We start from the raw sequence: 12,252 nt of genomic DNA, 5'->3' as shown, positions 1-12,252 counted from the left end.
TACCGGGCTCAGTACCAGAACGCCTTGATCACCGCGTCGCCCCTCGCCGCCGCCCGCAGGTAGAAGGCCAGCAGGCCCGAGTGGTGCTCGAAGAAGACGTTCTTGACGTCCGCCTCGTCCCAGGCGGAGAACGGCGCCCGGAAGGCCGTGCCGGCGCGGTCCCAGAACGCGTCGAACCTCAGCCCGTCGAGGAATGCGGCAGCCCGCGCCACCCCTGTCGGACAGAGGAGCGCGAACGGTGGCTGCTCCTCCGACGGATGGCGCACGACACGGCCGCCGAACACGGGCAGCTCCCAGGCCCCGTCCGCGCCCTGTGGCCGGCCGGCGGCCGTCTCGTAGAACTCGTGGACCATCGCGAAGTCCTTGTCGACGGACTCCGCGAGCCCGGCCTCGTACTCCTCGGCGTGTATCTCCCAGGCGGCCCGCATGAACGTGGTCAGGCTGCTGTGGTCGTCCCCGGCCTCGGACTCCGGCACGGCGCGCAGATGCATGTAGAACGACACGGGTCTCCCCGGGGCCGGGGCGACCCGATGCCCGGGCCGCGGAGAAGGAACGGATCGGAAGGGAACGTAGCGCGGGCCACCGACAGCGGGCCGCGCTCCCCGGATCGCTGGTGCCCGGAATGTCTGTCGCCTGGTTTTCGGCCGGGGAGGCGATGTATAACCGGCCAGCCTTGAGGCGCGGCGACGTGCTGCCGCGCCGTTCCGACGAGCCAAGGATCACCCCGTGCTGCGCTCCTCACGTAAATTCCCGTCCGCCCTCGCCCTGGTCGGCGTGATGTCGCTGGTGTCGGCCTGTGGTGGGGGAGAGGAGCCGGCGGGCTCTGCCGCCGCCGCACCGACCGGCGCGGCGGCGCAGGGGGACAAGGAGGTGACGGGCGGTTCCGCGTCGCCCAGCGCGTCCGCCTCCGCCTCCGCCTCACCGAGCGCGTCCGCCTCGCCGTCCGGCTCGCCCTCCGCCTCCGCCTCCGCCTCCGCCAAGGCGTCCGGCAGCACGGCCCCGAAATCCACGGCCACGAGCGGCGGCGACGCGGGCCCGGGCAGCGGTTCCGGTGACGAGCCCGCCGCGCCCTCCACGCCGAACTTCCCCGTGCCCGTGAACGTCGGCAACGCCACCCAGGTCATCACGGTCAAGGCGGGCGGGTCCTACGCCACGGTCACCGCCTGGCAGAAGGGCTCCGCCGGCTGGAAGGCGCAGTTCTCGACGAGCGCCGGACGCGTCGGGTCGAACGGGGTGACCGACGGCGCCACCCGCAGGCAGAACACCTACACCACCCCCACGGGCACCTACACGATCACCGAGGGCTTCGGCGTCGAGTCGAGCGGCACCGCCATGCCGTACACGAAGGTCAACGACAGCCACTGGTGGGTCCAGGACCCGGAGTCGAAGTTCTACAACTCGATGCACACCGAGGCGGGCGCGGACTTCCCGCTGACCGAGTCCGGCGACCGCGGCAGCGAGCACCTGATCAACTACCCGACGCAGTACGCCAAGGCCCTGGTCATCAACTTCAACCGCTGGCCGGCCACCCCCGGCCGGGGCGCCGGGATCTTCCTGCACGTCAACGGCAGTGGCGCCACCGCCGGCTGCGTGTCGGTGCCGCGCGCGACCATGGAGCAGTTCATGGGCTGGGTCAAGCCGTCCGCGAACCCGCGCATCGCGATCGGCTGACAGGACAGAGTCGACATAGAGGGCATTTGGACGGTTCGTGGAGATAATCCCTCGCATCGGCGTGCCCGGTGCCCGCTTCGGCCGGACGCGGGCCTCGGTGCGGGCGGCCCGCGGTGCGCCGGACTCCGCCTTCCGGCGCGCCGCAGACGCCACCTTGACGGACATGTACGTCACGGCGCCGGGCGGGCACGAGGGTGGCGAAGGGTGCGGTGACGGCTTCTTCGAGTTCCTCGAGTACGACGACGCCGACGTCCTCCACGCCGTGGAGGTGGCGTCACCCGCGCCCGTCACCCTGGACGGGATCGTGCTGCTCGGGCGGCCGGCGGCCGAGGTGGTCGCGGAACTCCGTGGTCTGGGGCACGAGGTGGAGGCCGCCAGGGAGGCGGAGGGGTGGGCGCTGCCCGCCCTCGGTGTGGTGCTCGGCGGCACGGCGCAGGACGCGGACGGCTTCGAGAGCGTGCGGCTGCGGGCGACCCCCGTCGGCGACGACGCGTTCGAGTTCTTCGAACCGGCGGGCGGCTCCCGCCCGGCGGGCACCGGGCCCGCCGAGGTCGTCGCGCACCGCGGCATCGGCCCGGTACGCCTCGGATCGGCGCGTGCGGACATGCGGCGGCTGCTCGGTGGCGGAATCGGGTCCGTCCCCGAGTACGGCGGCGCCGCTCAGGACAACTTCTTCGAGGCCGGGGTCGTGCTCACGTACGACGCCGACGAGGCCGTCGTCCGTATCGCGTTCACGCGGCCGGCGTCGGTCGGCCACGGCGGTGTGCCGCTGCTCGGGCGGCCGATGGGCGACGTGCGGGCGGACGCCCTGGCCCGGCGGATGCGGATCGTCGAACGGGAGGCGGAGCTGTTCTTCCCCGACGGCGGATTCAGCGTGCTGACCGCACGCGACGCGCCGGACCTGCCGACCACGGCCGTGGTGTCGGCTCCCGCCCGGCGGGGAGACGACCCGGCGTCCGGGGAGGGCGCGGAGGGAACGGGCCTGCTGTGGTGACGTGTCCGGCCGGGGGGCGTCCGCCGGCCAACTTGGGCTGCCGCCGGCCAAAAAAGGACGACCGGGGCCGCCACCCCCCACAGGAGAGGCCCCGGTCGTCGTTCGTGGCGGGGACCCGAGGGCGCCCCGTACTAACCTCAGCGCCGAGAGTGCTGTTTCTGTCACACCCCGCTGAGTCGCAAACTTGTTGCAAGTTGTACGAGGCGTGGACGCGAGCACTTAAAAGGACGTAGCGTGCTGATTCGCGCAGGACTGCGCGGCAGTGGTGACCAGCTGCGGTACGGAACGACGGGTTGAGGTAGTGCTGGGGGACGACGCGGAGCTGACCGCCGCCGTGCTCGCGGCTCAGGATGGGGACGAGAGCGCCTTCCGGACTGTGTACCGCGCTGTGCATCCGCGGTTGATCGGCTATGTGCGCACGCTCGTCGGTGACACCGACGCGGAGGACGTCGCCTCCGAGGCGTGGCTGCAGATCTCCCGGGACCTCGACAGGTTCAGCGGGGACGCCGACCGGTTCCGCGGCTGGGCCGCGCGGATCGCCCGCAACCGTGCGCTGGATCACATCCGGATGCGGGGCCGCCGGCCGGCCGTCGGCGGTGACGAGACCGAACTGACCGGCAGGCCCGCCGACTCCGACACCGTCGACGAGGCGCTGGAGTCCATCTCCACCAGCAGCACGATGGCGCTCATCGCCCAACTGCCGCAGGATCAGGCCGAGGCGGTCGTCCTGCGGGTCGTGGTCGGCCTCGACGCCAAGAGCGCGGCCAAGACCCTCGGCAAGCGCCCCGGCGCCGTCCGGACGGCAGCGCACCGTGGCCTGAAGCGGCTGGCGGAACTGCTGGGAGCCGACGGCGCCGCTTTCGAAAGCGGGGACCGGCCCCCCTCGGACGTGACTCGCCGGGGCGGGGAGGGCCCCGCGGAGAGCGCTTCGGAACTGGGCGGACTGCCCACCCAGCGCGGCTCCCGCCCCGGTGCGACGGCGCCCGCCGGTGTGACGCATTCACGCCTGCGGACGCAGAAGGACATGTGATGGCCGACGAGCGGTACGAGTGGCTTGGCAGGGACGCGGCAGAGCGACTGCTGCGTGGCGAGCCTGTCGAGGTCGCGGACGAACGCGCCCGTACCGAGGCCGCACGACTCGCCGCCGCCCTCGACAGCGCGGCGCGCAACCCAGGCCACGGCTACGACGACGGCGAACTGCCCGGTGAGGCGGCCGCGATGGCCGCGTTCCGCAAGGCCAGGGCCGAGTCGGCCGCGGCCGGGACTTCTCTCGGGTCCGTGCGGGTCGGCCGTTCCCGGCCGTCCCGCGGCGTGGGCTTCGCCCGGCCCGTCCGGTTCGGGATCGCGGCGGCGTTCGCGGGCTGTGCCATCGGCGGCGTAGCCGTCGCCGCCGGCAGCGGTGTGCTGCCCACCTTCGGCAACGAGCGCCCTACGCCCGCGTCCTCCGTGTCGGCCGCTGCGACACCGGGACCGCTCACGTCACCGTCGTCGAGCGGCGGGGACGCCGGCTCGTCCGCACGCCCCCCGGGCACCACCGGCACCCCGCCCGGTCTGCCGCCCGCGCCGGACAGCACGACCCCCTCGGCCCCCGGCGACGCGGGCGGGAGCACGCCCGGCCTGCCGGCCGGGGACGGCACGGCCACGCCGGGCGGCGAGGACCCGTCGAAGAACACCGACGTGTACCGCAAGTCCGTCGAGGCGTGCCGTGACTACCGCAGCGGCCGGATCGATCCGGACCGCAAGCGCCGCCTCGAGGCGGCCGCCAAGGGTGCCGAGCGGGTCGAGCGGTTCTGCGACGAACTGCTCGGCGACGGCTCCGGCGACGCCGGGACCCCGGGCGGCGAGAACGGCGACGGAGGTGACGGGCGCGAGGACGGCGACGGCACCGGTGGCGGGAAGAACTCCGGCGGCTCCGGCGGCGACCGCGACTCCGACAGCTCCGAGGACGTCCCGCAGCTCGTGCCCGACACCCCGCAGGTCTCCTACCCGCTCGTCCTCGACCCGGCCGCACCGCCGTCGCCGACCGGCTTCGCCTCTCTCGCGGACGCCACCACACGAGCTCTCTGACCTGCGCTTTTTCGGCGCGGAACGCAGGGTGTGACGTTTTTCCGGGCTACGGCGCAGTAGATAGTGAGCCGACTGGTCATCGGCGGCGCAACGAGCCGGGGTTCCCCCCGTACCTACGGCTCAGCGCAATGGCGCGGGCGGGACACGTTCCCCCGGTCCCGCCCGCGCCCTTCTTCCTCAGCTGCCGCGCCCCGCGCCTCACCAGTAGACGACGACCTTGTCGCCGGTCCGCACCTGGTCGAAGAGCGCCGCGACGGCCGCCTTGTCCCTGACGTTCACGCAGCCGTGCGAGGCGCCGTTGTAGCCGCGGGCGGCGAAGTCCGAGGAGTAGTGCACCGCCTGGCCGCCGCTGAAGAACATGGCGTACGGCATGGGAGTGTCGTAGAGGGTCGAGACGTGGTCACGGGACTTCCAGCCCACCTTGAACACGCCTTCGCGGGTCGGTGTGTACTGCGACCCGAAGCGCACGTCCATCGTGGACAGCACCTTGCCGTCGATCATCCACGACAGCGTCCGGGTGGTCTTGCTGATGCACATCACCCGGCCGGTCATGCAGCGCGGATCCAGCTTCGCCTGCGGCTTCTTGACGTCCTTGCCGTCCAGCTCGGCGCGCGTCGGCTTCGTCGTCATGCCGAGCAGCCGATCCCAGGTGACGGTGTCGGTGCTGCCCGTCGCCAGAAGTCCGCGCTTGCCCTGGAAGCCCTTCACGGCGGTGGTGGTGACCGGCCCGTACGTACCTGTCGGCTTGTCGTCGAACCAGCCGATCTGCGCCAGCCGCGCCTGGAGCTCGCGCACCTGCTCGCCCTTGGCGCCGGGCGCCATCAGGACCTTGGGCGCGGGCTTTTGGGTGGAGGGCGACGGCGAGGGCTTCTTCGACGGCTCGGCCGTCTCCGATTCCGACGCCGAAGGCGTCGGCGAGGCCGGCGGCGTGGAAGCGGATGTCGCCGGGGCCGCGCTCGGCGTGCCGGCGGACGGCGCGTCGGTCGCGGCCTCCGCCTTGCAGCCGGCCGTCACCGCGGCCACGACCATCGCGGCCGCCGCGGCCAGCGTTCTCATCCCGACTGATTTCCCGAGCATGTCGCCCCCCACTTGTCTCGTCCCCCACGTATGTCTGTGCCTGATGAGACAAATTCCCGTCCTGCCCGGTTGCGCGATCCCGCGCATCATGGGGGTAACGGTTCGGGGACGAGCGGGCCACGAGCGGCTTCGCCGGTACGGGCTGTGAGCAAGGTCCCAGGGCGTGGCTCTCCATCCCTCGCACGCCCGCCGCTACAGTCCGTCGCAAAGGTTTGTTACCTGTCAGTAGCCCAGCGGGAGGCACAGTCACATGGCGCGCGAGTCCGAGTCGGGACTGCCCATCGAGCCGGTGTACGGACCGGCGGACCTGGAAGGCTGGGACCCGGCGGAGAAGCTGGGCGGGCCCGGTGAGTACCCCTTCACCCGTGGCGTGTATCCGTCGATGTACACCGGCCGGCCCTGGACGATGCGCCAGTACGCCGGCTTCGGCACGGCCGTCGAGTCCAACGCCCGCTACAAGCAGCTGATCGCCAACGGCACGATGGGCCTGTCCGTCGCCTTCGACCTGCCGACCCAGATGGGCCACGACTCCGACGCGCCCATCGCCCACGGCGAGGTCGGCAAGGTCGGCGTCGCCATCGACTCGATCGACGACATGCGGGTGCTGTTCGGCGGGATCCCGCTGGACAAGGTCTCCACGTCCATGACGATCAACGCGCCCGCCGCTCTGCTGCTCCTCCTCTACCAACTCGTCGGCGAGGAGCAGGGCGTCCCCGCGGACAAGCTCACCGGCACGATCCAGAACGACGTGCTCAAGGAGTACATCGCCCGCGGCACCTACATCTTCCCGCCCAAGCCGTCCCTGCGGCTCATCGCGGACATCTTCAAGTACTGCAAGGCCGAGATCCCGAAGTGGAACACCATCTCGATCTCCGGCTACCACATGGCCGAGGCCGGCGCCTCGCCCGCGCAGGAGATCGCGTTCACGCTCGCCGACGGCATCGAGTACGTCCGCACCGCCGTCGCCGCCGGCATGGACGTCGACGACTTCGCCCCCCGGCTGTCCTTCTTCTTCGTCGCACGGACGACCATCCTCGAAGAGGTCGCCAAGTTCCGTGCGGCCCGCCGCATCTGGGCCCGGGTGATGAAGGAGGAGTTCGGCGCCAAGAACCCGAAGTCGCTGATGCTGCGCTTCCACACCCAGACCGCGGGTGTGCAGCTCACCGCGCAGCAGCCCGAGGTGAACCTGGTGCGCGTCGCCGTCCAGGGCCTCGCGGCCGTCCTCGGCGGCACCCAGTCCCTGCACACCAACTCCTTCGACGAGGCCATCGCCCTGCCGACGGACAAGTCCGCCCGCCTCGCGCTGCGCACCCAGCAGGTCCTCGCGTACGAGACCGACGTGACCGCCACCGTCGACCCCTTCGCCGGGTCGTACGTCGTGGAGAAGATGACGGACGACGTCGAAGCCGCAGCGCTCGCCCTCATGGAACGCGTCGAGGACCTCGGCGGTGCGGTCAACGCCATCGAACAGGGCTTCCAGAAGAACGAGATCGAGCGCAGCGCCTACCGCATCGCCCAGGAGACCGACTCCGGCGAGCGCGTCGTCGTCGGCGTCAACCGCTACACGCTGGACACCGAGGAGCCGTACGAGCCGCTGCGGGTCGACCCCGCGATCGAGGCCCAGCAGGCGCAGCGGCTGGCGAAGCTGCGCGCGGAGCGCGACCAGGCGGCGGTGGACACGGCGCTCGCGGAGCTGAAGAAGGCCGCGGAAGGCACGGACAACGTCCTCTACCCGATGAAGGACGCGCTGAAGGCGCGTGCCACCGTCGGCGAGGTCTGCAACGCGCTGCGCGAGGTGTGGGGCACGTACGTCCCCACCGACGCTTTCTGACATACGGAACACAAAGGCGGAGTGTCGTACCGATGTGCGACACTCCGCCCCATGCTGGGTGTCACCGATCTTCCGACCTATCTCGCAGGACTCGTCCTGATCGTCCTGCTGCCAGGACCGAATTCTCTGTACGTGCTCTCCGTCGCCGCGCGCCGCGGTGTGCGTACGGGCTACCAGGCCGCCGCCGGTGTGTGGTGCGGCGACACCGTCCTGATGGTGCTGTCGGCCGCGGGCGTGGCCTCGCTGCTCCAGGCCAACGCGGTGCTGTTCGGGATCGTGAAATACGCCGGCGCCGGCTATCTGACCTGGCTGGCGATCGGGATGCTGCGCGCGGCCTGGTCGATGTGGCGCACCCGCGGCGAGCGGACCGCCGACGAGGTCACCACCGACGTCCCGGCGGCGGAGCGGCCCTTCCGCAAGGCGTTCGTGATCAGTCTGCTCAACCCGAAGGCGATCCTGTTCTTCATCGCCTTCTTCGTGCAGTTCGTCGACCCGGCGTACGCGTACCCCGCGCTCTCCTTCACGGTGCTCGGCGCGCTGGCGCAGCTGGCGAGCGTCCTCTACCTGAGCGTCCTGATCTTCACCGGCACCCACCTCGCGGCCGCGTTCCGCCGCAGGCGCCGCCTGTCGGCGGGCGCGACGTCGGCGGCGGGAGCGCTGTTCCTGGGCTTCGCGGTGAAGCTCTCCCTCAGCGGCACGTGACCTTCCCCCACCCCGGGCCCCACGTCGGCCTCGCCGGCGTTCGGGGCTCGGGGCGCCCGGGGCCTCACCCCAACGCCACCACCCGCTTCAGCACCCTCCGCATCCGCCGCCCCCGCACCACCCTCCGTACCGCCCTGTTGCGGGGCAGCGGCACACCCCCCGGCAGCCCGAGCACCGTCAGACGGCGGCGTTTGAAGTAGCGGGCCGTGCCCGCGTCGAGGTGGTCGCGCAGATGGCGTTCGGCCGCCGGCCGCAGGTCCGCCCGCAGCTTCGGCTGCATCACGAAGCCCACCGCGGAGAGCAGACCGGCGAATCGCCCGTCCGCCGCGGCGGGTGCGCCCGTCCCGCCCGCCGCCAGGTCCGGCAGCAGCGCGTCGGCGATCGTCAGCGGCACCCGGTTGCTGTTCTGGTACGGGCTGAGCCGGTCGAGGAGCGGCTCCGTGCCGATCCGGGCGACCGGGATGCCGTAGAAGGTGCCCGCCGTGAACAGGGCGGTCGAGAAGCATCCCGCCACCAGCGCCGGCCGCATCTGCTTGAACAGCACCTCCGCGAGCACCGGCCGCTCCAGCACGGTCAGTTCGACACCGAGGGACGCCGCCCGGCGCTCCAGCGTCCGCGTCCACGCGGCCGGCGCCGTCGGGTGCGGCTTGAAGACGATGCGGCGGTGCCCGAGCGCGGCCGCGCCCGCCAGCATGCGGACGTGGAGGCCCTCCTCCTCCACCGGCGTCAGGATGCCCAGGGCCGCGAGGTACTGGCCGAGGAGCAGTGCCGGACCCTCCTGTACGCCGGCGCAGGCGTCCGGCACGGCGTCGGAGAGCTCGCCGACGACCTTGACGAAGGCCTCGGTCGGCACGAGCTGCGGCTCCACGCCGAACTCCGCGAGCAGCAGCGGCCTCAGGCCGGGCACCAGGTCGAGGTGCAGCAGCCGCCGCACCCGCTCGCCGACCAGCGGGTCGATCTTGTTGCGGGTGGGGCCGTAGCTCATCAGCCCGTCCGCGTAGACGTCCAGCGCCGCGTCGGGGAAGAGCTGCGCGACCGCCAGCGCCGGATTGACCTGGACGGATTCGACGGCGAGCTCGATCCGGTCGTCGCCCAGGTCCCACAGCTGCCGCAGATACCGCTCCCACAGGGGCAGGTCGTCGCCGCGGGGCGCCCAACCGCCGGGGTGGAAGGGCGCGATGGTGGCGTTCCAGGAGAGGACATCGTCGAAGCGGTCGCGCAGCCGCTCGAAGCCGGCCATCTCGTCGAGGGCCGGTGTCGTCTCCGGTATCGCCGCATTGTTGGAGACCAGCAGCAGCCGGCGGTCGGCGGTGGTGAAGCTGCCGCTGTCGATCGCCGCGGCGAGCGTCGCCGCGCCGTAGAGGGAGGAGGCGAAGAAGATCTGGGTCGTGGCCATCAGACTGCCGCCTCCACGGAGAGGGGGGCGGGCCGGCGGCGGACCTTGCGCAGCCGCGAGGCGCGGTCGGCGTCCATGGAGTCGATGGCCTCGTTCAGCACGTCCTGCGGCATGCGCTTCAGCGCGGCCGCGCTCATCGTGCGCAATTTCCGTGCCACGGCCGGTTCGTACCTTTCGATGGATCCCAGGTGATGGGAAATGACCGCGCAATAGGTGCGGACCGCCTTGGGCAGCAGCCTTTCCGCGTCGGCGTCCTTGGCCGTTTCCTCGATCACCTGGTCGAATGCCTTGATGAAATCGAGCTGCCTGATGTCACCGATCTGAGTGAGCGAGGAAGCGATCCCGCGCCGGTAGAAAATGCCCAGGTGGCTGATCGCGGCGAAAGAATCCGCTTCCCGGTGCAGCCGCCATATCCACGGCCGGTCCTCCGCGGTGCGCAATCCGTGCGTGAAGTGCAGCAGCCCGCGGTCCACGAGCCGCCGGTGGTACATCCCGGCCCAGGCGTACGGGTAGTCGACGGCGGTCGAGCGGGAGGCGGGCAGGATCACGTCCCGCGGACGCAGCACCTCCCCGCGCCGGCCGACGGGCACCCGGTGGATGGAACGGGACCGTCCCGTGCACTGCACATGGTCGGTGCGGACGAAGTCGCACCCCAGGTGCTCCATGGCGTCCAGCAGGTGCTCGAAGTGGCCGGGCGCCAGCCAGTCGTCGCCGTCGAAGAAGGTGAGGTACTGACCGCCGGCCGCGTCCAGACCGGTGTTGCGGGCGGTCGCGAGCCCACCGTTGCGTTCGTGTCTGATCAGAACCGCGCCCGGCAGCTCACGTTCCGCGCGCTCCAGGATCTCCGGAGTCCCGTCCGTCGAACAGTCGTCGACGAGCACGAACTCGAAGTCGGCGCGGGCGTTCGCGCGAAGGCTTCGCAGTGTGTCGGGGGCATATGTCTGCACGTTGTAGAACGGCACGATGACGGAGAGCTTAACCACCCGCGTGACGCTAGGGGTGCGCTCGGCATTCGCATCGACGCATACGAGGATGTCAGGTGAACGTAGGGCGACGAGCTTGTTAACCGACCCGTTCCCCGGCCTGCTTCGCCGTCCGTAGGTGTCCTGTTAACCCTTTGTTGCTGCCGAGTTGGGCCGTCAAACCACATGCCTTTCTAACGTCCTCGACGTGCCAACAAGTACCAGCGAGGCCGTACGGGTCGCCGTACTCGCCGATTCCGACACCCGGTGGAAATGGGGTGCGCTCACCGCGCGCCGCATCGCGCCGAGCACCTCCGTCGAGCTGAGCGGCTTCCTGCTGCGCGGCCGGGCCACACCCACCGCCCGCCAGCTCGCGGAGGTCGGCGTGAGCGCCGACGAGTTGCGCGAGGTGACGGGGAACGAGTTCCTGCGGGCGATGAGGGACGGGTCCTACGACATCGTCGTCCTCGCGCTCGTCGGCGGCGGCGTCCAGGCCATGCTGCACGGCCTCGCCGCACTCGGCCGGGAACAGCGGCCCGTCGTCGTCACCGGCTACGTCGGTGTCGTCTACGAGAAGCTGTCCGACGGACTGCTGCTGCGGCACGGCGCAGACGTCGTGCTGGCCAACTCCCGCCACGACGCGGCGCGTTTCCGCGCCGTCTACGAGGGAGTGGGCGCCGACGCCGGCTCCGTCACCGAGGCCGCGCTGCCCTTCCTCGGCGGGGCGCCGTACCGGCCGGAGGAAGGCCGCGACACCGTCGTGTTCGCCGTCCAGCCGTCCGTACCGGAGTCCCGCGCGGACCGTGCCTACCTTCTGCGCAGGCTCGTCGAGCACGCCCGGCTGCACCCGGAACGCGAGGTGCTGCTGAAGCTGCGCTCCAAGCCGGGCGAGCACACCACCCACCTCGAAGAGATCCCGTACCAGAAGCTCGCGGAGAAGCTGCCCGGCGGACTTCCGCCCAACTTCCGCCCCGTGTACGGGAACATGGGCGAGGTACTGGACCGCACCGACCTGCTGGTCACCGTGTCGTCCACCGCCGCGCTCGAGGCGCTCCACCGCCGCATCCCCACCGCCGTGCTGACCGACCTCGGAGTGCGCGAGGCGCTCGGCAACCACCACTTCCTCGGCTCCGGGCTGCTCGCCTCCTGGGACCGGCTCGACGGCGGCCACCGCCCCACCCCCGACGCCGAATGGCTGTCGCGGCAGGGCGTCGCCGCGGACAGCTCGTACGAGAGCGCCTTCGACGAGGCCCGCAAGCGGGTCGCCGAACTGCTCCTCCTGCCCCGGCTCCCGGCGATCGCCCCGTACTACACGCCGGCCACCGCGCCCGGATACCTGCCCGGTCTGCTCGCCCGCCACCACCTCGCCCCGGACGGCACACCGCTGGCCGGCGCCGCCCCGAAGGCGGAGGCCACCGGCGTACGGCGGATGGTGCGCGACACCGTACGCCGGGCGGCGCGCGGCGCGTACCGCCACGGCGTGCAGCGCGTCGCCCCCGTCATCCGACGGATGGGCGAGCTGTGACCGCCCGTCCTTCCCGCTTCCCGTCCC

General features: G+C 71.6%; 12 protein-coding genes. 7 read left to right on the top strand and 5 right to left on the bottom strand.

Annotated elements, in window-relative coordinates:
* Nucleotides 1-8 precede the first annotated feature (8 nt).
* Nucleotides 9-503, bottom strand: a complete 495-nt coding sequence (locus tag SPRI_RS14720; protein ID WP_005313053.1) for a DUF1877 family protein — start codon at nt 501-503, stop codon at nt 9-11.
* 216 nt (nt 504-719) lie between these two features.
* Entirely contained in the window at nt 720-1,115 is a 396-nt protein-coding gene (locus SPRI_RS39320) for a hypothetical protein (protein WP_234020381.1), read from the bottom strand.
* Between SPRI_RS39320 and SPRI_RS39315 the strand changes: the two genes are divergently transcribed.
* From SPRI_RS39315 to SPRI_RS14700, 4 genes are all read left to right on the top strand, one after another.
* On the top strand, nt 1,096-1,671 hold the full coding sequence (locus SPRI_RS39315; RefSeq protein WP_234020380.1) for a L,D-transpeptidase family protein: 576 nt from the start codon (nt 1,096-1,098) through the stop codon (nt 1,669-1,671). The two genes, SPRI_RS39320 and SPRI_RS39315, sit on opposite strands and share 20 nt — an antisense overlap.
* Nucleotides 1,672-1,708: 37 nt before the next feature.
* Nucleotides 1,709-2,665, top strand: coding sequence for a hypothetical protein (locus SPRI_RS14710; protein ID WP_158685161.1), 957 nt, complete (start codon nt 1,709-1,711; stop codon nt 2,663-2,665).
* A 301-nt stretch (nt 2,666-2,966) separates the two neighbouring features.
* Nucleotides 2,967-3,695 carry an RNA polymerase sigma factor gene (locus SPRI_RS14705; RefSeq protein WP_005313043.1) on the top strand — a complete coding sequence of 243 codons (729 nt, stop codon included), beginning with the start codon at nt 2,967-2,969 and terminating at the stop codon, nt 3,693-3,695.
* Nucleotides 3,695-4,732, top strand: coding sequence for a hypothetical protein (locus tag SPRI_RS14700; RefSeq protein WP_050791493.1), 1,038 nt, complete (start codon nt 3,695-3,697; stop codon nt 4,730-4,732). The genes SPRI_RS14705 and SPRI_RS14700 overlap by 1 nt, the downstream gene beginning before the upstream one ends.
* 198 nt (nt 4,733-4,930) lie before the next feature.
* Here SPRI_RS14700 and SPRI_RS14695 read toward each other — a convergent pair whose 3' ends face one another.
* The gene (locus tag SPRI_RS14695; RefSeq protein ID WP_310650509.1) at nt 4,931-5,788 is read right to left on the bottom strand and encodes a L,D-transpeptidase family protein; all 858 of its coding nucleotides are present in this window, start codon (nt 5,786-5,788) and stop codon (nt 4,931-4,933) included.
* 271 nt (nt 5,789-6,059) lie between these two features.
* On the opposite strand from SPRI_RS14695, the gene SPRI_RS14690 reads away from it, so the two are divergent.
* Together SPRI_RS14690 and leuE are read left to right on the top strand one after the other, a co-directional pair.
* Complete coding sequence (locus tag SPRI_RS14690; RefSeq protein ID WP_005313035.1) at nt 6,060-7,640, top strand: acyl-CoA mutase large subunit family protein; 1,581 nt, start codon at nt 6,060-6,062, stop codon at nt 7,638-7,640.
* Nucleotides 7,641-7,691: 51 nt separating this feature from the next.
* Nucleotides 7,692-8,342: a leucine efflux protein LeuE gene (leuE, locus tag SPRI_RS14685; protein WP_005313032.1), complete on the top strand. Its 651-nt coding sequence runs from the start codon at nt 7,692-7,694 to the stop codon at nt 8,340-8,342.
* 64 nt (nt 8,343-8,406) lie between these two features.
* On the opposite strand, the gene SPRI_RS14680 is transcribed toward leuE, so the two are convergent.
* Together SPRI_RS14680 and SPRI_RS14675 are read right to left on the bottom strand one after the other, a co-directional pair.
* Nucleotides 8,407-9,738: a polysialyltransferase family glycosyltransferase gene (locus SPRI_RS14680; protein ID WP_053556995.1), complete on the bottom strand. Its 1,332-nt coding sequence runs from the start codon at nt 9,736-9,738 to the stop codon at nt 8,407-8,409.
* A complete protein-coding gene (locus SPRI_RS14675) occupies nt 9,738-10,721 on the bottom strand; it encodes a glycosyltransferase family 2 protein (RefSeq protein ID WP_005313026.1) in 984 nt (327 codons plus the stop codon). The genes SPRI_RS14680 and SPRI_RS14675 overlap by 1 nt, the downstream gene beginning before the upstream one ends.
* A gap of 187 nt (nt 10,722-10,908) precedes the next feature.
* Here SPRI_RS14675 and SPRI_RS14670 point away from each other — a divergent pair, with 187 nt between their 5' ends.
* Nucleotides 10,909-12,225 carry a DUF6716 putative glycosyltransferase gene (locus SPRI_RS14670; RefSeq protein WP_050791492.1) on the top strand — a complete coding sequence of 439 codons (1,317 nt, stop codon included), beginning with the start codon at nt 10,909-10,911 and terminating at the stop codon, nt 12,223-12,225.
* Nucleotides 12,226-12,252 lie beyond the last annotated feature (27 nt).

The organism is Streptomyces pristinaespiralis, assembly GCF_001278075.1.
Classification (GTDB): domain Bacteria; phylum Actinomycetota; class Actinomycetes; order Streptomycetales; family Streptomycetaceae; genus Streptomyces; species Streptomyces pristinaespiralis.
This window is presented reverse-complemented; position numbering and strand designations above follow the sequence as displayed.

Coding starts and splice junctions, on each gene's coding strand:
- leuE (WP_005313032.1), top strand. CDS start 7,692: ATGCTGGGTGTCACCGATCTTCCGACCTATCTCGCAGGACTCGTCCTG.
- SPRI_RS14690 (WP_005313035.1), top strand. CDS start 6,060: ATGGCGCGCGAGTCCGAGTCGGGACTGCCCATCGAGCCGGTGTACGGA.
- SPRI_RS14700 (WP_050791493.1), top strand. CDS start 3,695: ATGGCCGACGAGCGGTACGAGTGGCTTGGCAGGGACGCGGCAGAGCGA.
- SPRI_RS14680 (WP_053556995.1), bottom strand. CDS start 9,738: ATGGCCACGACCCAGATCTTCTTCGCCTCCTCCCTCTACGGCGCGGCG.
- SPRI_RS14695 (WP_310650509.1), bottom strand. CDS start 5,788: ATGAGAACGCTGGCCGCGGCGGCCGCGATGGTCGTGGCCGCGGTGACG.